The sequence below is a fragment of the Rahnella sp. RcJ3 genome (assembly GCF_009498575.1).
GTDB classification, from domain to species: domain Bacteria; phylum Pseudomonadota; class Gammaproteobacteria; order Enterobacterales; family Enterobacteriaceae; genus Rahnella; species Rahnella aceris.
Map to the genome: position 1 here is coordinate 30861 of NZ_QSNX01000015.1, position 20531 is coordinate 51391.

22 protein-coding genes are annotated in these 20531 nt (G+C 53.2%); 7 read left to right on the top strand and 15 right to left on the bottom strand.

Going from position 1 to position 20531, the window contains the following annotated elements:
- The first annotated feature begins 40 nt into the window (after window positions 1–40).
- The 3 genes from DXU84_RS18610 (at window position 41) to DXU84_RS18620 (ending at window position 2775) form a co-directional block, all read left to right on the top strand.
- A complete protein-coding gene (locus tag DXU84_RS18610; protein ID WP_013576750.1) occupies window positions 41–1090 on the top strand; it encodes an alcohol dehydrogenase catalytic domain-containing protein in 1050 nt (349 codons plus the stop codon).
- Window positions 1091–1094: 4 nt separating this feature from the next.
- Entirely contained in the window at window positions 1095–1949 is an 855-nt protein-coding gene (locus tag DXU84_RS18615; protein WP_037036724.1) for a tagatose bisphosphate family class II aldolase, read from the top strand.
- A 121-nt stretch (window positions 1950–2070) separates the two neighbouring features.
- On the top strand, window positions 2071–2775 hold the full coding sequence (locus tag DXU84_RS18620; RefSeq protein WP_037036722.1) for a GNAT family N-acetyltransferase: 705 nt from the start codon (window positions 2071–2073) through the stop codon (window positions 2773–2775).
- A 53-nt stretch (window positions 2776–2828) separates the two neighbouring features.
- Here DXU84_RS18620 and DXU84_RS18625 read toward each other — a convergent pair whose 3' ends face one another.
- The 3 genes from DXU84_RS18625 to DXU84_RS18635 all read right to left on the bottom strand — a co-directional run bounded on the left by DXU84_RS18625 (window position 2829) and on the right by DXU84_RS18635 (window position 5131).
- A complete protein-coding gene (locus DXU84_RS18625) occupies window positions 2829–3362 on the bottom strand; it encodes a GNAT family N-acetyltransferase (RefSeq protein ID WP_013576753.1) in 534 nt (177 codons plus the stop codon).
- A gap of 53 nt (window positions 3363–3415) precedes the next feature.
- Complete coding sequence (ada, locus tag DXU84_RS18630; RefSeq protein WP_153376497.1) at window positions 3416–4513, bottom strand: bifunctional DNA-binding transcriptional regulator/O6-methylguanine-DNA methyltransferase Ada; 1098 nt, start codon at window positions 4511–4513, stop codon at window positions 3416–3418.
- Between the two features lie 96 nt (window positions 4514–4609).
- Window positions 4610–5131 carry a GNAT family N-acetyltransferase gene (locus DXU84_RS18635; protein WP_037036720.1) on the bottom strand — a complete coding sequence of 174 codons (522 nt, stop codon included), beginning with the start codon at window positions 5129–5131 and terminating at the stop codon, window positions 4610–4612.
- 86 nt (window positions 5132–5217) lie between these two features.
- On the opposite strand from DXU84_RS18635, the gene DXU84_RS18640 reads away from it, so the two are divergent.
- On the top strand, window positions 5218–5772 hold the full coding sequence (locus DXU84_RS18640) for a helix-turn-helix domain-containing protein (RefSeq protein WP_013576756.1): 555 nt from the start codon (window positions 5218–5220) through the stop codon (window positions 5770–5772).
- Here the strand turns inward: DXU84_RS18640 and DXU84_RS18645 are convergent.
- From DXU84_RS18645 to DXU84_RS18655, 3 genes are read right to left on the bottom strand one after another with little or no spacing between them, the layout of a single operon-like run.
- Window positions 5756–7441, bottom strand: coding sequence for a M28 family peptidase (locus tag DXU84_RS18645; RefSeq protein WP_153376498.1), 1686 nt, complete (start codon window positions 7439–7441; stop codon window positions 5756–5758). The genes DXU84_RS18640 and DXU84_RS18645 overlap by 17 nt on opposite strands.
- A gap of 2 nt (window positions 7442–7443) precedes the next feature.
- Window positions 7444–8238, bottom strand: coding sequence for a transporter substrate-binding domain-containing protein (locus DXU84_RS18650; protein WP_013576758.1), 795 nt, complete (start codon window positions 8236–8238; stop codon window positions 7444–7446).
- A gap of 42 nt (window positions 8239–8280) precedes the next feature.
- Complete coding sequence (locus DXU84_RS18655; RefSeq protein WP_153376499.1) at window positions 8281–9483, bottom strand: M20 family metallopeptidase; 1203 nt, start codon at window positions 9481–9483, stop codon at window positions 8281–8283.
- A gap of 196 nt (window positions 9484–9679) precedes the next feature.
- Here DXU84_RS18655 and DXU84_RS18660 point away from each other — a divergent pair, with 196 nt between their 5' ends.
- Window positions 9680–10549, top strand: a complete 870-nt coding sequence (locus tag DXU84_RS18660) for a LysR family transcriptional regulator (RefSeq protein WP_112151093.1) — start codon at window positions 9680–9682, stop codon at window positions 10547–10549.
- Here DXU84_RS18660 and DXU84_RS18665 read toward each other — a convergent pair whose 3' ends face one another.
- Complete coding sequence (locus DXU84_RS18665; protein WP_153376500.1) at window positions 10550–11431, bottom strand: PhzF family phenazine biosynthesis protein; 882 nt, start codon at window positions 11429–11431, stop codon at window positions 10550–10552.
- Window positions 11432–11586: 155 nt separating this feature from the next.
- Between DXU84_RS18665 and DXU84_RS18670 the strand changes: the two genes are divergently transcribed.
- The gene (locus DXU84_RS18670; protein ID WP_013576762.1) at window positions 11587–12879 is read left to right on the top strand and encodes a lysine N(6)-hydroxylase/L-ornithine N(5)-oxygenase family protein; all 1293 of its coding nucleotides are present in this window, start codon (window positions 11587–11589) and stop codon (window positions 12877–12879) included.
- A gap of 61 nt (window positions 12880–12940) precedes the next feature.
- Here the strand turns inward: DXU84_RS18670 and DXU84_RS18675 are convergent, their stop codons facing one another.
- Window positions 12941–13591 (bottom strand): hemolysin III family protein, encoded by a 651-nt coding sequence (locus tag DXU84_RS18675; protein WP_013576763.1) that lies wholly within the window; start codon window positions 13589–13591, stop codon window positions 12941–12943.
- 338 nt (window positions 13592–13929) lie between these two features.
- On the opposite strand from DXU84_RS18675, the gene DXU84_RS18680 reads away from it, so the two are divergent.
- A complete protein-coding gene (locus DXU84_RS18680) occupies window positions 13930–14538 on the top strand; it encodes an HD family hydrolase (protein ID WP_013576764.1) in 609 nt (202 codons plus the stop codon).
- Window positions 14539–14582: 44 nt separating this feature from the next.
- Here the strand turns inward: DXU84_RS18680 and DXU84_RS18685 are convergent, their stop codons facing one another.
- The 7 genes from DXU84_RS18685 to DXU84_RS18715 all read right to left on the bottom strand — a co-directional run bounded on the left by DXU84_RS18685 (window position 14583) and on the right by DXU84_RS18715 (window position 20469).
- On the bottom strand, window positions 14583–15890 hold the full coding sequence (locus DXU84_RS18685; RefSeq protein ID WP_037036703.1) for an ABC transporter substrate-binding protein: 1308 nt from the start codon (window positions 15888–15890) through the stop codon (window positions 14583–14585).
- A complete protein-coding gene (locus DXU84_RS18690; protein ID WP_015690330.1) occupies window positions 15883–16989 on the bottom strand; it encodes an ABC transporter ATP-binding protein in 1107 nt (368 codons plus the stop codon). The genes DXU84_RS18685 and DXU84_RS18690 overlap by 8 nt, the downstream gene beginning before the upstream one ends.
- On the bottom strand, window positions 16989–17816 hold the full coding sequence (locus DXU84_RS18695; protein WP_013576767.1) for a phosphodiesterase: 828 nt from the start codon (window positions 17814–17816) through the stop codon (window positions 16989–16991). The genes DXU84_RS18690 and DXU84_RS18695 overlap by 1 nt, the downstream gene beginning before the upstream one ends.
- 11 nt (window positions 17817–17827) lie before the next feature.
- Complete coding sequence (locus tag DXU84_RS18700) at window positions 17828–18727, bottom strand: carbohydrate ABC transporter permease (protein WP_112150858.1); 900 nt, start codon at window positions 18725–18727, stop codon at window positions 17828–17830.
- Complete coding sequence (locus tag DXU84_RS18705; RefSeq protein WP_013576769.1) at window positions 18717–19589, bottom strand: carbohydrate ABC transporter permease; 873 nt, start codon at window positions 19587–19589, stop codon at window positions 18717–18719. Before DXU84_RS18705 ends, DXU84_RS18700 begins: the two co-directional genes overlap by 11 nt.
- Window positions 19590–19751: 162 nt before the next feature.
- Window positions 19752–20153 carry a hypothetical protein gene (locus DXU84_RS18710; RefSeq protein WP_112150859.1) on the bottom strand — a complete coding sequence of 134 codons (402 nt, stop codon included), beginning with the start codon at window positions 20151–20153 and terminating at the stop codon, window positions 19752–19754.
- Window positions 20131–20469: a polymorphic toxin type 44 domain-containing protein gene (locus DXU84_RS18715; RefSeq protein WP_228389026.1), complete on the bottom strand. Its 339-nt coding sequence runs from the start codon at window positions 20467–20469 to the stop codon at window positions 20131–20133. The genes DXU84_RS18710 and DXU84_RS18715 overlap by 23 nt, the downstream gene beginning before the upstream one ends.
- Between the last annotated feature and the right edge of the window lie 62 nt (window positions 20470–20531).

Here is a 20531-nt window from a genome sequence, read left to right on the forward strand (position 1 = left end):
ATCCCGGCGGGGGGAAATCCCCCGCTTAAGGAATCTGACTATGAAATCAGTTGTTGTACATGCTGACAGCAGGATAACTATTGAAGAGCAACCGGCTCCCACGCTGAGTGCACCCGATGAGGTTCTGGTTCGCATTGCCTACTCCGGGCTTTGCGGATCCGATATCCCGCGTATTTTCGCCAGCAGTTCACATTTTTATCCCATCACATTAGGCCACGAATTCAGTGGTCACGTCGTTAGCACCGGAGAAGAAGTCAGCGATTTATATGAGGGGGATGCCGTGGCCTGCGTACCTTTATTGCCATGCTTTCAGTGCGAAGAGTGCCGCAAAACAGCGTATTCCCAATGTAAGCATTATCAATTTATTGGCTCCCGACGGAGTGGCGGCCATGCTGAATTTATCGTGGTTTCGCGTAAAAACTTATTTAAATTGCCGGAGAATTTTTCACTTCTGCAAGGCGCTTTTTTGGAACCGCTCACCGTTGGCTTGCATGCCCTGAAGCTGGCAGGAGGCTGTGAGGGTAAAGAAGTGATAGTCATTGGAGCCGGCACCATCGGGCAGTTGCTTATTCAGGCAGCCAGCGCCCTGGGGGCTAAATCGGTGACAGCGATCGATATCAATCCGCAGCGCCTTTCCCTGGCGCAGGAAACAGGTGCCAGCCACGTTTATAACAGCGCAATATGCAACGCCGATGAAATCCGCCAGCAAACTCATGAACGGCGCTTTAATCAGCTGATTATTGAAACAGCAGGCACAGCGCAAACCGTGGCCTTGTCTCTCAATATCGCAGGCCCCAAAGCGCAAATCGCGCTGGTCGGCACCTTACACAAAGACCTGACTTTAGACGTCACTACTTTCGGCCATATCCTGCGCAAAGAGCTGACCTTGCTCGGCAGTTGGATGAACTATTCCTCTCCGTGGCCGGGCAGTGAGTGGCGACTTGCCATACAGCTTTTTGCTGAGAATAAACTAAACCTGGCCCCCCTGATCGCCAGTGTTGCCCGTCCCGCAGAGTTTGTCAGGGACGTCACGGCACTGGCTGGCAAGCCGATGACGGGAAAGATTTTGCTGGATATGACGGGAGGCTAAGAAAATGTATCTGATTTCAAACAGGGAAATGCTGCTCGCAGCTCAGCGCGGAGGTTACGCCGTCCCCGCTTTCAACGTTCACAACCTCGAGACGGTACAAGTCGTGGCAGAAACGGCGGCAGCCATGAGTTCTCCGGTGATCCTTGCCGGAACGCCGGGGACATTCAGTTATGCAGGTACAGACTACCTGATCTCGATATGCCATGAGGCTGCGCGGAAGTATCGCATTCCACTGGCGCTGCATCTGGACCACCATGAAGATCAGGGCGATATCGAAAACAAAGTCCGGTCGGGGATCCGCTCCGTAATGATTGATGCTTCACATTTCCCGCTGGCAGAAAACATCCAACACGTGTGTGAAACTGTACGGTTGTGTCATGCCTTTGATGCCAGTGTCGAAGCAGAACTCGGCCGTCTTGGCGGGCAGGAAGACGATCTGGTGGTAGACGAAGGCGACAGTTTTTTCACCGATCCCGTTGTGGCCAGGCACTTTGTTGAATCCACACGCATTGACTCGCTGGCCGTTGCGATTGGCTCCGCGCATGGTCTGTATCAGGGCGAACCGAAACTGGACTTCTGCCGCCTTGGGCAAATCCGTCAGCAGGTCGATGTCCCGCTGGTCCTGCATGGTGCGTCCGGTATTCCTGAAAGCATGATCCGTCAGGCAATAGAACTTGGGATCTGCAAAGTCAATGTTGCGACCGAGCTGAAAATCGCATTTGCCGGCGCGGTAAAAGAGTATTTTGCACAACATCCGGATGCTAATGATCCCCGCAAATACATCGTGCCTGGAAAACTGGCGATGCAAAAAGTTGTTGAGGAAAAAATCAGGATCTGTGGCAGTGCCGGATGCTTATAACTGGCCTGTATTAACGAAGCGGGCTAAGCGCCCGCTTTCCGGATTTTTATTAAAGCGCCGGTTGCAGGCGTCATTCCATTCTGATTTTATGGAAGTTCATTGAGAGTAAAATGGAAACGCTATGACCACCCTTAACCACTTCGGCCAACCCATTGGTGATGCCCTTCCCGACTGGCAACCCCGCGAACGACCTTCTCATGTTCAGCTTGACGGCCTCTGGTGTCGTCTGGAGCCTCTGAACGTTGAACGCCATAGTCAGGATCTCTTCAGGGCCTGGCACAGCATTGATGATAATCGCGACTGGACATATCTCTCCGTCGATCGTCCTGCGACCCAGGCTGATTGCGATCTGTTTATTTCTCAACAGGCCAGAAGTGAGGATCCCCTGTTCTTTGCGGTTGTCGATATGCAGACACAACGCGCAGTCGGCAGCGTTTCTCTGATGCGCATTGATGCGGTGAATGGCGTTGCCGAAATTGGCTGGGTGAACTGGTCTCCGCTGATGAAACGCACGCGTTTTGGCACTGAAGCAATTTATCTGCTGCAACGCTATCTGTTCGATACGCTGAAATATCGCCGCTGCGAATGGAAATGCCACAGCCTGAATGAGCCATCAAAACTGGCCGCACAGCGTTTTGGTTTCCACTATGAAGGTATGTTCCGTCAGGCCATCATCAATAAAGGCCACAACCGTGACACCTGCTGGTATTCCGTTCTCGACTATGAATGGCCAGCGTCGAAAGCTGCGTTTGAACGCTGGTTAAGCGCAGATAATTTCACGCCGGAAGGTCAGCAAAAACAACGGCTGGAAACACTGCGTGGGTGAATATTGCCTGCGCTATTCACTGACGCAGGCGGGGGTTTGACCGCCAGGGGAATTTACAGTGCAGTCAGCACGGTAATATCAGGCCACGCATAGATTATGTTAGGCGAGCGCCAGAGTGGCCCGGCATCGGTATATCGTCCGGCTTCGCGGCCACCTAAAGCCTGGTAAAAACGAATGGCCGGTTCGTTTCCTTCGACAACGCCCAACCCTGCGCTGCGAAAACCTTCAGCGGAAAGATGCTTTGCGGCTTTGGCGATCAACAGTCGGCCAATTCCCCGACGTTTAAATGCCGGAGAAACATACAGAAATTTGATTTCTGCCATGTCGCCAAATTCCGGGTTTGAGGAAGCCGAAGCCAGACAAAATCCGGCGAATGCTCCATCAGTTTCCGCAATAAAAATGCCCTGACCGTCAGCAGGATGTGCAAATTTATCCTGCCAGAATGCTTGCCGACGCGGTACATCGAGAGCCACAAAAGCCTCCGGAGGAGCAAGCTCACGATAAGTATCACGCCAGATGGCAACATGTAATTGAGCAAGAGCATCGATATCTTTGGGTTCAGCAATCCGTAAAGTGCAGGCTGGCACGGCATCCCTCGTTATAAAAAAGTTCATGAGATCATAAAGTCTGCTCAGTATAGTCAGCCCTTCTCTTCCCGCGCCAGCAAACTGCGTTTTCGTTCTACCCCCCAGCGGTAACCGGAAATATTGCCACCGGTTTTCACCACCCGATGGCAGGGGATGGCGACCGCCAGCAGGTTCGCGGCGCAGGCCCCGGCCACTGCGCGGACGGATTTCGGCGAGCCAATTTTGTTGGCGATCTCGGCATAGCTGGCTGTTGTTCCCGGCGGAATATCACGCAATGCCTGCCAGACACGCTGCTGGAAAGCCGTGCCGCGAATATCCAGCGGCAAATCCAGACCCATCTCTGGCGCTTCCACAAAGCCGACGACCAGGGCAATACGCTGCTCGAAATCCGGATCACCGCCCAGTAATTCTGCCTGCGGAAAACTGTTTTGCAGTTCGTTAATCAGCTTTTCAGGGTCATCTCCCAGCAAAATGGCGCAGATCCCCCGCTGACTTTCGGCGACCAGTATATCGCCGAGAGAAGATTTACCGATGGCAAACCAGACGCGTACATCACGGCCGCCGGAGCGGAAATTTTGCGGCGTCATACCCAGTGTCGCCACGGAGGTTTCGTAAAACCGGCCATCAGAAGGATAGCCCGCCGCGTGGATCGCCTCGGTGACCGTCGCAGAATCTGCCAGTTTTTCACGTACCCGGCGTGCTCGCTGCGCCTGTTGGTACTCTTTAGGTGTCACGCCGGTTTGTGCTTTAAACAGGCGATGAAAATGATATGCACTGATGCCCACTTTGGCAGCCAGCTGATTCAGCGTCAGCATGTCGGCTGATTGTTCCAGCAACCGGCAGGCCTGAGCCACACGCTGAGCATGAAACTGCGCCAGTGAAATCAGCCCCTGACGGCAACGCTTGCAGGGACGGAATCCTGCCTGTTCTGCGGCTTCGGCATCATCAAAGTAAATAACATTTTCCGGATTAGGCTGCCGCGACGGACACGACGGTGCGCAGTAAATTCCGGTGGTTTTTACCGCATAAACAAATTTACCATCCGCATTCGCATCACAGTTGACGACCGCCTGCCAGCGAGGATCCTGGCTCTGCACACAGGCAATATTTCCCCATGCCTTATCTTTGATGACTTCTGTTTTACCTGACATTTTATGCCTCACGTTTGCGACTGGATAACTGCCAGCATAAATCGCCGTGAACACCCGCGCCCTCCGGCTCTTGCTTTCTCATTCAGCGCGGCGCCCTCAGCCTGCAACCGGTTTTAAGGGCGTTTCGAGGATCATCTGATAAAAAGCCAGATCCAGCCAGCGATCAAATTTGAAAGCCGCCTGTTTAATCGTGCCGGTATGACTGAATCCATTTTTTTCGTGCAGGGCAATACTGCCACTGTTAGCCGCATCAATGGCGCCAATCAGCGTATGCACGCCCCGTTCACGGGCAGCTTCCACCAGTGCGCTTAGCAGGATTTTTCCCAACCCTTTTCCACGATGATCTTTATGGATATAAATCGAATGCTCGACCGAATATTTATACGCAGGCCAGGCGCGGAACGTGCCATAACTGGCAAAACCCAGTAACGTCCCCTGCGCGTCTTCCAGCCCAATCACCGGAAAGTTATGGGTCAGTTTAGTGGCAAACCACGATGTCATGCTGTCGATATGGCGTGGCTTATAATCATAAAGCGCCGTAGATGTCAGAATCGCATCATTAAAGATATCCAAAATTGCGACAGCATGCTGGCGTTCAGTGCAGGTAATCATTTTCATCAGTCGTTCCCCGGTGGCTTCCGTTATGCGTTTAATTCCACTATAGTAGAATTATTTCCACAAAAGTAAACAACGGAACTTACCTCATGTCAATCGACCAATTGATCGCCACGCGCCTGCAGGCTTTGCGAAAATCTCAGGGTTTAAGCCTCGAACAACTGGCCAGCAGTTCGGGCGTCAGTAAGGCAATGATTTCGAAAATTGAGCGGCAGGACAGCAGCCCGAGCGCCAGTCTGTTAGGCCGCCTCGCGGCCAGTCTGGGCGTGTCGCTGGCGCAGTTGCTGTCAGAAGATAACGAGCAGCCTGCACCCTTGCGCCCGCTGGCGCAGCAGGAAGTCTGGCAGGATCCGGATATCGGTTATCTGCGCCGTCAGGTGACGGCGCATGAGGAAAACGGCGGCGCGGAACTGGTCGAAATTACGCTGCCAGCGGCGGCTCGCGTCAGTTATCCGGGCTGGAGCCATCAGGCCTATAAACAACGTTTATGGATGGTGGAGGGGTCGCTGACGATTGATTATGGTGATGAAAAATATGCGTTAACCGCGGGTGATGCGCTGACGTTCGGCGTTGATTTGCCCATCACATTCAGTAATCCCGGCACCAAGCCCTGCCGGTATCTGCTGGTCATGAGCGACAAATAGCCTCCACGCTGTCCAGCAGCGCCAGCGCACGGTCACGCTGACGGCGAAAGCGCGTTGCCATCATCAGCCACATTTCCGGCGAGGTATCTTCCCGCCGTGCAGCCAGTTCCTGAAAACCGGGGAACGCACCGCCGCGATAACTCAGATCGTAATGGAAGTCATCCACGGAGCTGTAACGCAGGCGATGTAAACCGGCGATCGCCTGTTTCAGTTGCCGCTGCCAGGTCTGCGGATCCGCCTGCCAGTTCGTGGTCAGTTCGCTCAAAACAGGCTGTAATTGTTGTAATTTTTCAGCCACGGTAAAGAGATCAAATTCAGGTGAAATTATGGCGGCGAGTTCTGCCAGCGATTGCTGCAAACCGTTCAGGTAAGCCAGCGGATCAAGCGGCAGCGCGGGTTGTGTCAGCAGGCCTTCCAGCCAGTGCGCGTGGATTTGCGTATCGCGCCAGAGAATATTCAGATCCACTTTATCGTAAGTGTCGTCTTGCGTGTGCCACCACCAGCCGCCGCCGCTGCCCGGCGACTGACTGTTTTTTTCCAGCGGGACTTCACGAAAGGCAAAATGCAGTGGCAGACCGCACCCCCAGAATGACTGATCGCCGCCTTTGCCCAGGGGGGTAATGCGCTGCGCCGGTTCACCGGTCACGGCTTTCACCGCCGCATTTAAAAAGGTCTGTGATTCCGCACCACTGGCATTGAGCACAACATTCACCGCATCCTTACACCCCGGTGAATCGACGTTAATATGTGCCACGCAATGCTGTTTCAGTTGCTGGCGGTAGTTGTCAGCGTACCAGGCCGAGCCACCATAACGGGCGTTGGAATGGCCGGGCCACCAGATAATCCGCAGTCCGCGCAGCAACGTTTGTGGTTGCTGATGAATATGAATTGCCATCGCCAGACAAAGCGCATTACCGGTCGCGTTATCCGTGACGCCTTCGTGCCAGGAATCATAATGTGAGGAAAGGAGAACGAACTCCGGCGAATGGCCGGGAATCTCCACCACCGGCATGCCGCATTCAGCAACGTGAAAATTCAGTTCCGTGGCGATTTCCAGCGTCATCAGCGGGTGTTGCTGATACTGCACCAGCAAACGCTGACCATCCTGATGATTAACGGAAATCACCGGCAAGCGCGGATAACGCAGAAAATCATCCGGTTCCGGCGTCCCCCAGACCGGCCCGACGGTTTCTTCATGCAGTGCGGTTTCAGCCGACCCCCAGATATGGATAAGTCCGGCGGCACCTGCAGCGCACAGGCGTTGCACGTAATCTTCAAAGCCCTGCCCCGCAATCACAATTTTGCCTTTTACGTCCTGCGCCCAACGTTGCCATTCAAGATCGGTACGCGGCTGACAGGCGCCGTCATCGTGATAACCCTGTGCTTCCACGCCCTGCGGAAAATGGGCCGAGAACGAACGGGTTTTGGCGTCGCACTGCCATTGCGGAAATTCAGGCAGCCGCAATCTTCCGGCCAGGGGATCGCTGAGATACAGCGGGCACTGCATCAGCCGCGCATCCAGTCCGTGATCCTGCAACACAGACACCATGTGCTGCGCCGCCCGTTGTGCATCATCGCAGCCGGAAAGCCGGTGCAACCCGGAAAACTCGCGCAACAGGTCATCCATCAGCGGTAACAAATGCTCACGAACAGGCGGGCACAAACTCATGATTATTTAGCCTTTTCCTGATGAACGGATATATCCAGCGGACCGAAGTATTGCGTCTTAATCTTTTCCCAGGTGCCGTCGGCAATGATTTTCGCCAGCCCGTCATTGAGCAGTTTTTTGATATGGTCGTCGCCTTTACGCAGACCGTACGACGAACCGATACTGAACAGTTTGTCGTCGCGCACTTCCGGGCCGGTCAGGGTAAAATTCTTGCCTTCCGGTTTGTTGAGGAAACCAAAGGTCACCGCCACCGCCGGGCTGAGCGCGCCGTCTAAACGACCGGCCACCAGATCCTGATAAATGGTGTCCTGATCGGCATATGCCACCACATCCACCCCTTTCGGCTGCCAGAAAGTATTGGCATACATTTCCTGAATCGACCCCTGCTGAACCGCGATACGCTTGCCCTGCAACGATTCCGGCGTCGGCAACAGCGGACTGCCTTTTTGCACCACCAGTTTGGTCGGGATGTGATACACAAAATCGCTGAAGTCGATCACTTTGCGACGTTTTTCGGTCGCACCCTGCGGCGAAATGAAATCCACTTTTTTGGCGATCAGCGAAGGAATTTCAGCGTCAAAGCTGCTGACCACATAGTCACATTTCACTTTCATCTCTTTGCAGATGGCATTGGTGACGTCAATTTCAAAGCCGGTCGGCGTGCCCGCCGCATCACGGAACTGGAATGGCGGATAACTTAAATCTGCGCCGACACGCAAAGTTTCGCCTTCGGCATGTGCCAGCGCACTGCCAAACGTCAGTGCCATAACGGCAGCCGCCAGTGTTTTTTTCATCATTATCCTGTCCTCTTACCCAAGGTTATTATTTTGATTGTTAAGTTAAAAATGAGACTTCCAGTTTAAAAACTCTTCCCGCACGGCCTGAAGTTTTGCGCCGTCCTGACACAAATCCACTGTCGTCATCGCCAGCGCTTTTGCCGCCTGCAACATGGCCTGCAAACCGGCCCCGGAACCGGCCGCTTTGGCAAATTCCGGTGTATGCGGCAGCACATCACCGATACGGATATACGGGTGGATCGCCGCTGTTATCTGACTGACATTGCCGATATCCGAAGAACCGATCCCGCCACTGAGCGGCGGCGGAACCACTTCCACACCCAGAATGTCCAGATTCTGTTTAAAGTATTCCGCCAGCGTCAGATTGTTATTGCGCTCGGCGTAGGTCAGCCCTTCTTCAACTTCCAGCCGCGCACCGGCCATCAGCGCCGCGCCTTGTGCCGCATCAAACACTTTTTGTTTAACAATGCTCAGCCCTCTGACCGTACTGGCCCGCATCAGGAACTTCGCCTCCGCATAAGCCGGAACAATATTGGTCGCGCTGCCGCCGTCGGAAATGATGCCGTGCACGCGCACATCGTCGGTGAACATTTGACGCAGGGCGTTAATGCCGTTGAAAGTGTGGATCACCGCATCGAGTGCGCTGATGCCATTTTGGGGTGCCGACGCCGCATGCGCCGCTTTGCCATAGAACTTAAACACCGCATCGACACACGCCAGCCCGCCGCGCACCACCATGGTTTTGTCGCGCGGATGGAACATCATTACGGCGTCCACATGGTCGAAAATGCCTTTCTCGCTGAGAATAATTTTGCCGCCGCCCTCTTCTTCTGCCGGTGTGCCGATCACTTCCAGCTTGCCGGTCAGCAGATGCGATTGCTGTTTCAGCGCCAGCGCGGCCGTCACGGATGCCGTGCCAATCAGGTTATGTCCGCAGGCATGCCCCAGATCCTTCAGCGCATCGTATTCCGCCAGCAACGCGATCACCGGACCCGGCTTGCCACTGTCATAGGTTGCACGAAATGCCGTCGCCAGGCCGCCAGGTTGTTCCTCAATCTCAAACCCCGCCGCGCGCAGTGGTGCAATCAGTGCCGCTGCGGATTCGACTTCCTCAAAGCTGAGTTCAGGGTTGGCATGAATATTCATTGCCAGCGCGCTGGCCTGCGCGGCGAGTGAATCCACAGCCGCAATAATCTGAGTTTTCTGTTCCCCGGCGTGATGAACTGATGTAGTGCAATTCGACATGTTTATTCCCTGCGATGGTGCAAAAAACCAAAAAATATTTTCGGATGAATACAATCTGGCACTGCGATAAGTCGTCTCTGTGCCTTACAGAAATAGGGCTTTTGACGTTTTCGGTCAAATTGAGCCTTTTTATCTGTTGCGTCTTTTACGCAAAAATTATTTTATGACTGAGGGATTTTACTGGCAGCGGAAAACGATGAACGAGAAAGACTGGCTGATATTGCGGGCGGTATATCAGCATAAAAACATTACCCGGGCGGCAGAGCAGCTTTATACCTCTCAGCCCGCACTCAGTTACCGTTTGCGCCAGATTGAACGCAAGCTGGCGATCCGTCTGTTTGAAGAAGGACAAAAAGGACTGGTTTTCAGCGCGCAAGGGGAATATCTCGCGCAACACGCGTTGACCGTGCTCAACGATTTACAGCAACTGAAACTCAATCTGCACAGTCTGGATCAGGAACAGCAGGGAGAGATTTCGCTGGGCGTGTCGAGCAACTATGCAGCGTACCGTCTGCCACCATTACTCAGCCAGTTCCGGCAGACGCATCCGGGGATCCGCGTGAATCTGATGAGTGGTTTTAGCGAGGAAATCATTCAGAAACTGTTGCGCGGGGAAATTGATATGGCGCTGGTCAAGGACGATTTTAACTGGAAGGAAGGCAAGCATCTGATTGAGGAAGATGATTACGTGCTGATCAACAGTCAGGATTTTGATTTCGCCCTGCTGCCGCACATGCCGCAGATAAAAATTCATCACGGCCCGCACGTGACACAACTGATTGAGCGCTGGTGGAATGCCAACTTTTCCCATGCGCCGACTGTCACGATGGAAGTCGACAAACTGGAAGTGTGCATGGCGATGGTGGAACACGGGCTGGGTTACGCGATTGTCGCCACTTATTTACCGCTGCCGGAGCATTTTTACCGCCGCCCGATTAACGTGGACGGCGCGACGGTAAAAAACCGCACCTGGCTGCTGCACCGCCATAACCTGAACGCCACGCCGTACATGCAGGCATTTATTCATCTGTTACAGACAGCACAGCACGGGCTGACGCCCCGCTGATCAGAGATCTAACGTGCCGTCGATCAGCGTACAGGTATCGCCACCGATCCAGGGTTCGCCATCCACAAACGTGACCGTCACGCGGCCATCGCGCTGGAGTTTGGTGCCCTGACGCACGCGGTAAGTTTGTGCCATGTGAGCGCCATCCGGGAAATTCGCCGCTTTCAGCACCCGGGCCAGACAGGCATTGGCGCTGCCAGTGACCGGATCTTCTTTCAGCACACCGTCCTCATCGATAATCGCCCGCACTTCATAATCCGCCGGGCCATTTTTATCGTGTAAACCGTACACCGCGATACCGTTAATCCCGAGTTGTTTTTGTAGCTGGCTGACTGCCGCGGCATCGGCGGTGATGTTCAGGCAATCCTGCGCACTTTCCATCCGTACGACCAGCCAGATGATGCCCATATCAACCGCAACCGGCATGACATCAGCCTGAATATTACCGCCGCGCAGCGCGGTTTCCAGCAAGGTGTGATGTTCAGCCGCCAGCGGTTTCATCTGCGCAGGCGGCGCGGAAAATACCTGACCGCCATCTGCCAGTTGCTTCACCTGCACCAGCCCGACACCGCATTCCTGCACCAGATATCCCGCGTTTTTTGGCTTCAGCCCGCTTTGCAACAGCGCGTACGCCGTGCCCAGCGTCGGATGTCCGGCGAACGGCAGCTCTTTGTCGGTCGTAAAAATCCGCACACGGTAATCCGCTTCGGGTGAAACCGGTTTGAGCACAAACGCCGTTTCCGCCAGATTGGTCCAGCGGGCCATCGCAAACATTTCGGCATCCGTCAGTCCTTCCGAATCCAATATCACGGCCAATGCATTGCCTTTGAGTGGCTCAGCGGTGAACACATCAACTTGTTTAAAACGGCGCAGGCGGGTCATAGCAAATCCTTTTAAATCATTAAGAAAGAGAGGGCGAACTGACTGAGTTTAGGAATATTTCGATAAGTTATCGAGAAAAATGTCAGCCGCTGTCGGCTGACCTATGCTTAATAACGTCGTTTCCAAAATATCCTAAAAACATAAGGAACAGAAAGATGCCCGTGAAGGATTTAATTGGTATTGGTATCGGCCCCTTTAATTTAAGTCTCGCCGCCATGGCAAAAGACACAGAAAAACTCAACGCCGCTTTCTTTGATGCTAACCCGGAATTCAGCTGGCATCCCGGTATGTTATTACCCACGGCGACCATGCAGACCTACGTCCTGCAGGATCTGGTCACTACCGTTGCGCCGCGCAGCGAATTTTCGTTTATTAATTATCTGGTTGATCAGAAGAAGATTTACCGTTTTCTGGCCACGGAACAGCTGATCATCAGCCGCGATGAGTTTTCCGACTATCTGCGCTGGGCGTGTGACCGCATTGCGGGTTTGCATTTTTCCGAACCGGTTGAGCGCATTGATTTCGACGATAAGCGACAGGAATTTATCGTACAGAGTGAAAAAGGCGAGCACCGCGCGCGCAATATTTGCCTCGGCACCGGCCATGCGCCGTGGATCCCAAAACCGGCACGGGCGGCGCTGGGTGATAACTGTTTTCACGCCGCAGAAATAGAACTACGTGAGCCAGATTTCACCGGTAAACGTGTGGTCGTTGTCGGCGGCGGACAAAGCGGTGCCGACATCGTTCTCAACGCGCTGAGCGGCCACTGGGGCGAGTTCACCGAACTGAGCTGGATATCACGACGCCCTAACTTCCAGCCGCTGGATGAATCCATTTTCACCAATGAATATTTCACGCCGGAGTATGTGAATTACTTTTATACGCTGCCGGAAGAGGTGCGCGAGCAGGAAATCGAAACACAAAAACTGCCCTCTGATGGCATCAGTTATCACACGCTGGAAGACATCTACAAGCAGCTTTATCACCGTTTCGACGTGCTGCATCAGCGGCGTAACGTGCGTTTGTTGCCGCACCGTGCACTGGATCATATCGTGCGTAATGCGGCCGGCGATTTCAGTTTGCAGGCAAAACACGGGCTGGAAAAATGCGAGGAACATTTCAGTGCCGATATTGTGATCCTGGCAACCGGCTACCGTCCCGGTTTGCCGGATTATCTCGAGCCATTGCTGGATCGTATTCCTTATGACCGCGAGCAGCATCTGCCGCTGCAGCCGAATTTCAATCTGCGCTGGGACGGCCCGGAGCAGAACCGCATTTACGCGGTGAATGCCGGTATTCACAGCCACGGCAGCGCCGAGGGGCAACTGACACTGACTGCGTGGCGATCGGCGAAAATTCTCAATCATCTGCTGGGCGAAGCGCATTACGATCTGCGGCCGGTGCCTTCACTGGTGCAATGGTGGTCGGACGACGCGGGTAAGAAATAGCAGGCACAAAAAAGCGGAGCATCAGGCTCCGCTTTTCCTTTACTGAATTGAATTAAACACATCAGACATAAAAATAGATGGCTAAAAAGTGGCAGGCACTGCCGCCAAGCACAAATCCGTGCCAGATCGCGTGGCCGAACCGAAAACGTTTCGAGGCGTAGAAAATAACGCCCAGCGTGTATATCACGCCGCCCAGCGCCAGCAATATCACACCGCCAAGAGAAAGTGTGGTCGCAAGCTGGTAAATCACAATCAGTGACAGCCAGCCCATCGTCAGATAGGTGACCAGCGAAAGCACCTCAAAACGGTGCGCGAATGCCAGTTTAAAAATCACGCCGAACAGTGCCAGCCCCCAGATCACCGCCATTAATCCTTTTGCCAGCGGGGAGTTAAGCCCGATCAGCAGGAACGGCGTGTAGGTTCCGGCGATCAGCAAATAAATCGCGCAGTGATCAAGTTTTTTCAGCCAGTATTTGGCTTTCTGATGCGGTATCGCGTGATACAGCGTGGAGGCCAGATACAGCAAAATCATGCTGCCGCCGTACAAACTATAACTGGTGATCGCCATGGCGCTGGCGTTATCGCCTGTCGCCTGAACCAGTAACAACACCAGTCCGACAATCCCGAAAACCAGACCAACGCCGTGACTCAGGCTGTTGGCAATTTCTTCGGCCCACGGATATCCCTGTGGGGATGGAGACAACTTACCCATACGTTGAGAATCCTCAAGACAAAAAAGGGAAAATGATTGTTAATAAAACGGTTCAACAGAATCAGATTAACTGAGAACCATTCCAGTGTACATCTGTAAGCTTAAAATGAGTATTATCTGATGTAACAGTCTCTTAGGCAGATCATCATTTCATTCACCCCGTTGTGTGAAGCCCTTCAATTCATTCAATTTGTTTATAATTCATTCAGATTACATTTTTGAGACACATGCATTTTCCGCACCCAAAAACATGATTTTTTTATATCAAGCGACTAAGGTGTAGCGGAAAAGTGAAATAACGCCGTTTACCATGCCGTCAATATGACTAAGGTTTTAGTATGTCTGCAGCCACTACCCCGCTGAATTTCGGCGCAATGACCGAAGTTTTTCAGTTCCTGATGGAAATCGACAAACTGAAAAGCGTGCAACGTCGCACCAAAGTGTTAGGCACTGAGCGTCAGGAAAACTCCGCAGAACATAGCTGGCATTTCGCCGTGGCAGCAATGTCCCTGGCCCCTTTCGCACCGGAAGGCGTTGATATCAATAAAGTCATCCGTATGGCTTTGATCCACGACATCGTCGAAATCGATGCCGGTGATGTGCTGGTTTACGATCTCGCTGCCCGCGCAGCAGTTCACGATCAGGAAATCATTGCCGCGAAACGCCTGTTCGGCCTGCTGCCTGCACCGCTGAACACACAATTCCTGGATTTGTGGAATGAATACGAAGCGGGTGAAACCCCGGAAGCGCGCTTTGCGCTGGTGATCGACCGCGTGATGCCGATGATCATGAACCTGAATAATCAGGGGCAGAGCTGGGTGGAGAACAATATCCGTCTGGAGCAGGTGTTAGCCCGTAATGCCTTTATCGCCGATATCCATCCTGAACTGTGGCTGCATATCCGCAGCCATCTGGACAACGCCCACCAGCAGGGCTGGCTGAAGTAATTTTTTTGCTCCTTCCCCTCGTAAAGGGGAAGGAGCGAGATCACCTACTTTGGAACAGTCAGTGCCGTTGATTCCACATAAGGTTTCATGATGGTGTCGGCGTCTTTCTGTGCCTGTGCCGCCGCCGCTTCCGGCGTGACTTTCTCATCATTAACCAGCGCCGCCAGCTGATTTTCCATCGCCTGACGCACCGCCACGGTTTCATACGTCGCATACCACGGATAGGCGTACTTCAGCTGCTCCAGCGCAATCGCCGCACGCGGATCTTTCGCCAGATATTCTTTCATTTCCGGTGTGTCATAAGACGCCATACGCGGTGAAAAATAGCCGGTAAAGCGGCTCCAGGCACCGTTCACTTTCGGGCTGACCAGATATTGCAGGAAGGTGTAAGCCGCTTTTTTCTGGTCATCGGAAATGCCTTTAAAACTCACCAGACTCGCCCCGCCGATGGTGACACCGTTACGCACTTTGGCAGGCATCATCGCCACGCCCAGCTCAAAATCTTTGGTATTTTCACGCATAAAGCCCAGTGCACCGGTGCTCAGCATCGCCATGCCGAGTTTGCCGGAAAAGAACGCCGCGCTGATTTGCTTGGAGTTCAGCACACCCGACGGCATCACTTTGTCGCGGTATACCAGATTCTGCCAGAAGCGCAGCGCGCCCAGGGTGGATGGTTTGTCGTAATACACTTCGCCCGGATAATCGGCGTTGTAATACTGGCCGCCATTGGCGCGGGTCAGTGCCGACAAAATCCAGCCGCCGTAGTCATCGTTGGTCGATGGCAACATGATCCCCCACTGACCTTTCGCCGAATCCGTCAGCTTTTTCGAGTCTTCCAGCAATTCATCCCAGTCTTTCGGCGGCGCGGTAATGCCCGCTTTGGCGAACATGTCTTTGTTGTAATAGAGAATAGGCGTCGAATTATGGAACGGGATCGCGTAAGTGACGCCGTTAAGCTGAGCGTTCTGGCGCATGGCAGGCCAGAAGTTTTGCGTCAGGAACGGCGTGGCTTTCTGGTCGCCGAATTTGAACAGTTCGTCCATCGGCAGAATTTCGTTTTTGATCGCCAGATCCGCCGTGAAGTTAGCGGACATGATCACCAGCGCCGGTGGCTGGCCAGATTTCGCTGCCGCTTCAGCTTTCACTTTGGTGGTGTCATAGCTGCCGGTAAATATCCCGCGCACTTCCACATCATTTTGTGACTGGTTGAACTCTTTGATAACGCGGGTCATTTCCATGGTCAGCTTGCCGTCAACCGGTGCAGGGAACATGAAATCGATATTTTCTTTGGCGGACGCCGTACCTGCGGCAATAAAGCCGATGGCGAGCGCCAGCACAGATACTTTACGCATGATGGTGATTCTCCCGGTGCAGATTCTGCTGGTTTTGGCCTGAAAAAAGATGAAGGTCGTGCAAAGAGAAATACAAAGTAATGCGGTCGCCGGGTTGTGGAATGTCCCCGCTGTTTTCCCGCAGCTGGTTTTTACGTACGTAACGGATTTTCCCGAGCGGCGTGTCGGCATGGCACAGATACTCCGCGCCGAGCAGCTCGCGATAGGTCAGCGTCGCCTGCAATTGCAGGCTTTCGCCTTCCACCGGCCGGTCGCTGATATGTTCGGGTCTGATGCCCAGATACACCTCATCGAGCGCCTGCGCATGTTCAGTTTGCGGCAGACGGACCGGCTGGTTTTCGACTGTCAGCACGCCAGCGGCGCACGGCAGCAAAAACAGATTCATCGACGGGGTGCCGATAAATCCGGCGACAAACAGGTTGGCCGGATGCGCGTACAGCGTTTCCGGCGCGCCAATTTGTTGCAGATGGCCTTTATCCAGCACGGCGATCCGATCCGCCATGGTCATGGCTTCCATCTGATCGTGAGTGACATAAACGGTGCTGGTTTTCAGTTGCTGATGCAGTTGCATGATGCCGTCACGCACTTCCGTGCGCAGCCGCGCATCGAGATTCGACAGCGGTTCATCCATCAGAAACAGCTTCGGATCGCGCACAATGGCGCGCGCCATCGCCACACGCTGACGCTGGCCGCCGGATAACTTACCGGGTTTACGTTTGAGCAACGGCTCCAGTTGTAATAATCCGGCAACACGATCCACCCGCGCCTGGTGCTGATCTTTCGGCTCATTGCGCATACGCATGCCAAAGGTGATGTTCTGTTCCACGGTCATGTGCGGGAACAGCGCGTAGTTCTGGAAGATCATTGAGAAATTTCGTTCGCGCGGCGACAGCCCGGAGATGTCATTGCCGTCGAGCATAATGCGCCCGTCGCTGACCTCTTCAAGACCCGCCAGCAGGCGCAGCAAGGTACTTTTGCCACACCCCGACGGCCCGACCAGCACCAGAAATTCGCCGTCGGCAATCTCCAGCGACAGCTTATTCACCGCCGTGCTGCCTTCAAACTGTTTGGTAATATTTTCCAGACGAATGCCAGACATCATTGCTCATCCGCCGGGCAACTGATTTGCGCGTCATACAGATACGGCCCCGGATATTGCGACAGCGGATGCAGATAGCTGACCAGCCCGGTGTTATCCACCAGACGGTGCATCACGCAGGCCGCCGGTTCGAGGTTATAAAACGGTGCCGGATTGTGATGATAATACGGCACCTGATGCACCGTGCCGGGAATGGTGGTGATGATCGCCTGTTTGTACTGGGTGAAAATCAGGCGGTGCGTGTGGCCGCAGAACACGCGAACCAGCGACGGGAAACGGTCGATCAGCGCCAGCAGCTGATCGCCGTTTTCGCAGGAAATCGCGTCCATCTGCGCCGAACCCACTTTCACCGGCGGATGGTGCATAAACACCGCCGTCGGTTTATCGCCGCCCTGCTCCAGCTGACCTTCCAGCCACGCCAGCGTTTCGAGCGTCAGGTATCCTTTCGATTCTCCGGCCAGGCTGGAATCGACAAACAGCAGACGCATCGGGAAATCATCGATGGCGTAACGCATATTTTGCGGGTCGGTACCGAGCTGCGGGCACAGCGGATGCAGCGCTTCCAGAAACTGCGCTTTGTCGTCGTGGTTGCCGGGAATGATAAACAACGGATAGCGCAGGTTGCCCAGCGTGCGGCGCGCCACCTCATATTCCTGCGGCAAACCGCAGTTAACGATATCGCCGGTGATCACCACCGCATCCGGTTGTTCTTCCAGCGCGTTAAGCTGGCTGACCACTTCGGCGTTACAGCCGTTCACGTCGATAAAGTCATACAGTTTGCGGCCGTGGCTGCGAAAGTGCATGTCAGAAATCTGAGCTAAAAACATGGATGACTCCTTTATTTGATGCCCGAGAAGCCGAAGCTTTTCAGGAACTGTTTCTGAAAAATAATGAACGCCAGCATCAGCGGCAGGCACACCATCAGCGTTCCGGCAGTAATTAAGCCCCACTGCCCGCCCGATTCCGCACCCATCGCGAAAGACACCAGTCCGACGGTCAGCACCTGTTTGTCCGGATCGTTAAGCACCATCAGCGGCCACAGGTATTCATTCCAGTGATAGGTAATGCTGACAGTGGCAAAGGCGAGGATGGCGGGCCACGACATCGGGATCAGCACGCGGAACACCACCTGCCACCAGCGGCAGCCCTCCATCAGCGCGGCTTCTTCGATTTCACGGGGAATGCTGAGAAACGCCTGACGCATCAGGAATACGCCAAACGCTGAGGCGAAATACGGCATCATCACGCCGGTCAATGTATTGAGCAGCCCGAACTGTTTGAGGATCATCATGTTCGGCACCATCATAATCACCGGCATGATCATCAGCTGGATCAGCAGCAGGTAGAACAGCGTCTGTTTGCCGCGAAATTCGTGATATGCGAACACGTAACCGGCAGTGGTGATCGTCACCAGCTGAACCAGAAAGGTGCCGAAGGAGAAGAAAATAGTATTGGCATAAAGCCGCAGCCAGTCGGCGCTGTCCCACGCATCACGGAAGTTTTGCAACGTCAGCGGGAAGCGCGGCAACAGCGAGGCCATATCCGGCGAAAAACTGCTTTCACTGAATGCTGACGACAGCATCCACAGGAAAGGCGCCATCCATAAAAAGGCCGCGCACAGCAGTAAAACCGGCAGTGTCGAACGGCGCGCACCGCGCAATAACATCGATGGCGAACGCACGCCCGCCCGCAATTTTTTACCGGTCATCACCGGCGCTTCAGACGTTTCAACGCTCATAGTGAGCTCCTCTTTCCAGCACACGCAGATTCAGCATCGAAAAACCAAACAGCAACACCAGCGTCAGGAATGTCGCCGCCGAAGCTTTGCCTAAATCATGGGTGTCATTCGCCAGACTCTGGATGTAATACAGCAAGACGGTAGTGGCGTTATTCGGCCCGCCCTGTGTCATCACTGCGACGTGATCTATCTGGGTAATCGAATAAATCAGCGCGATAGTGACCACAAAACTGATGGTCGGGCGCAGCAGCGGCAGCGTGATATAGAAGAAAACCTGCGGGCGCGACGCCCCTTCCATCAATGCCGCTTCGCGTGCAGAGGCGGGGATCGACTGCAATCCGGCGAGGAAAAACAGCATGTAATAACCGGCGAATTTCCACACGCCGATCACGCTCAGTGCAATCAGCGCACTGTTGCTCATACCGAGATAATTGTTATTCATCGGCCCGAATGCTTTCGCCAGGTAGTAATCCAGCAGCCCCATACCGGGCATGAAAATGAACAACCACAAGGTGGCGGCACTGACCAGCGGGATAATCATCGGGAAGAAAAACGCGGTACGCAGCCAGCGGTTCAGCGAGGTGTTTTCCCACAGCGCAACCGCCAGCAGCAGCGCAAGAATAATGCCGGGCACCACGGTCATCAGGATGTACGCCAGATTATTGAGCAGCGCGCGCCAGAAGACTGAATCCTGGATCAGGCGCAGATAGTTTTGCAGACCGACAAACGGCGGCGCGTCTGACGACAGACGACTGTCAAACAGGCTGTCCGTCGCTGACTGAAATAAGGGGTAATAGGTGAATAAAAACAGAAAAATCAGCGTCGGCAGCAAAATCAGATAAGGGAACAACGTGCGGCGCATTACAGGGTACCGGTCAGCGAAATAAGGTGCCTATCCTGTCCTGCATTTGTGTCAGCTACATGGCGGGAATGTGATGGTTATTTGAATGAAATATGAGCATTGTTACTGAACAAAATAGAGGTCGGGTTTAAGATTGAACGGTAACATGCGGATAAAACCCCACTAAAATGGGGTTGAGTTGAGGTATATAAAGACAGAATCAGATTGGTTGGTAAAACTATAAATAGTTCCTTTAACTGTAAAATAGAGATATCTGCCCTTCAATTGCATTTGGACATTTGAATCTGAAGTAAAAAGAACAGAAGGATAATCTCTGACATCCGCCAGAAACTCTTTCTCTGTTTTTACAGATGGATAAAGATAATATTTATACGTATTTTGGGTCGTTGCACCCGCACTACCTTCAGTCACATAAAGGGTATTAAACTCGCCTATACTTTCCTTTCGTATAATAGTTTGTTCATAAGGTGAAAAATCTAATACCACCTTAATTAAATATCCCAGGAAAGCTATAACCAACACGATGAAAATATATATTTTCCTAAAAACCCGTTCTTTTGGCATAATCAATTCCTGCTCTTATCCATGTCTGATCTTTAGGATCATCCCAATGGGAGTTTGGTCCCTCATAAGAATCCCATTCAGGATCATTTGTACCTGAAAATTTTTGAGCCACGCCAGCACCTCTTAATAAAACACCAGGTGAAATACCTGCTGCTGTTCCTACAACCCCGTAATGAAAATTCCCGAAATTTTCATATTTTCCACCCAACTGTTTATAGTCCCAGGGTCCATGATTCCTGACCTGATTATAGAACCATATATAAGTTAATGCAGATGGACCTTTGTGTAAACGAGCCGTTATCATATGATTACTCATAGATATGCCTGGGGGGATGATTGCAGATATATCATAAGGAGGATGTTGATTTACACCTTCTA

What these genes read in the sequence shown, in the direction of transcription:
- DXU84_RS18705 (WP_013576769.1), bottom strand. Translation starts at nt 19,589, where the DNA reads ATGCGCCGCACGTTGTTCCCTTATCTGATTTTGCTGCCGACGCTGATT.
- DXU84_RS18685 (WP_037036703.1), bottom strand. Translation starts at nt 15,890, where the DNA reads ATGCGTAAAGTATCTGTGCTGGCGCTCGCCATCGGCTTTATTGCCGCA.
- DXU84_RS18615 (WP_037036724.1), top strand. Translation starts at nt 1,095, where the DNA reads ATGTATCTGATTTCAAACAGGGAAATGCTGCTCGCAGCTCAGCGCGGA.
- DXU84_RS18645 (WP_153376498.1), bottom strand. Translation starts at nt 7,441, where the DNA reads ATGAGTTTGTGCCCGCCTGTTCGTGAGCATTTGTTACCGCTGATGGAT.
- DXU84_RS18620 (WP_037036722.1), top strand. Translation starts at nt 2,071, where the DNA reads ATGACCACCCTTAACCACTTCGGCCAACCCATTGGTGATGCCCTTCCC.
- DXU84_RS18675 (WP_013576763.1), bottom strand. Translation starts at nt 13,591, where the DNA reads ATGGGTAAGTTGTCTCCATCCCCACAGGGATATCCGTGGGCCGAAGAA.
- DXU84_RS18655 (WP_153376499.1), bottom strand. Translation starts at nt 9,483, where the DNA reads ATGTCGAATTGCACTACATCAGTTCATCACGCCGGGGAACAGAAAACT.
- DXU84_RS18635 (WP_037036720.1), bottom strand. Translation starts at nt 5,131, where the DNA reads ATGAAAATGATTACCTGCACTGAACGCCAGCATGCTGTCGCAATTTTG.
- DXU84_RS18640 (WP_013576756.1), top strand. Translation starts at nt 5,218, where the DNA reads ATGTCAATCGACCAATTGATCGCCACGCGCCTGCAGGCTTTGCGAAAA.
- DXU84_RS18660 (WP_112151093.1), top strand. Translation starts at nt 9,680, where the DNA reads ATGAACGAGAAAGACTGGCTGATATTGCGGGCGGTATATCAGCATAAA.
- DXU84_RS18715 (WP_228389026.1), bottom strand. Translation starts at nt 20,469, where the DNA reads ATGAGTAATCATATGATAACGGCTCGTTTACACAAAGGTCCATCTGCA.
- DXU84_RS18650 (WP_013576758.1), bottom strand. Translation starts at nt 8,238, where the DNA reads ATGATGAAAAAAACACTGGCGGCTGCCGTTATGGCACTGACGTTTGGC.
- DXU84_RS18700 (WP_112150858.1), bottom strand. Translation starts at nt 18,727, where the DNA reads ATGAGCGTTGAAACGTCTGAAGCGCCGGTGATGACCGGTAAAAAATTG.
- DXU84_RS18665 (WP_153376500.1), bottom strand. Translation starts at nt 11,431, where the DNA reads ATGACCCGCCTGCGCCGTTTTAAACAAGTTGATGTGTTCACCGCTGAG.
- DXU84_RS18680 (WP_013576764.1), top strand. Translation starts at nt 13,930, where the DNA reads ATGTCTGCAGCCACTACCCCGCTGAATTTCGGCGCAATGACCGAAGTT.
- DXU84_RS18695 (WP_013576767.1), bottom strand. Translation starts at nt 17,816, where the DNA reads ATGTTTTTAGCTCAGATTTCTGACATGCACTTTCGCAGCCACGGCCGC.
- DXU84_RS18710 (WP_112150859.1), bottom strand. Translation starts at nt 20,153, where the DNA reads ATGCCAAAAGAACGGGTTTTTAGGAAAATATATATTTTCATCGTGTTG.
- DXU84_RS18670 (WP_013576762.1), top strand. Translation starts at nt 11,587, where the DNA reads ATGCCCGTGAAGGATTTAATTGGTATTGGTATCGGCCCCTTTAATTTA.
- DXU84_RS18690 (WP_015690330.1), bottom strand. Translation starts at nt 16,989, where the DNA reads ATGTCTGGCATTCGTCTGGAAAATATTACCAAACAGTTTGAAGGCAGC.
- ada (WP_153376497.1), bottom strand. Translation starts at nt 4,513, where the DNA reads ATGTCAGGTAAAACAGAAGTCATCAAAGATAAGGCATGGGGAAATATT.
- DXU84_RS18610 (WP_013576750.1), top strand. Translation starts at nt 41, where the DNA reads ATGAAATCAGTTGTTGTACATGCTGACAGCAGGATAACTATTGAAGAG.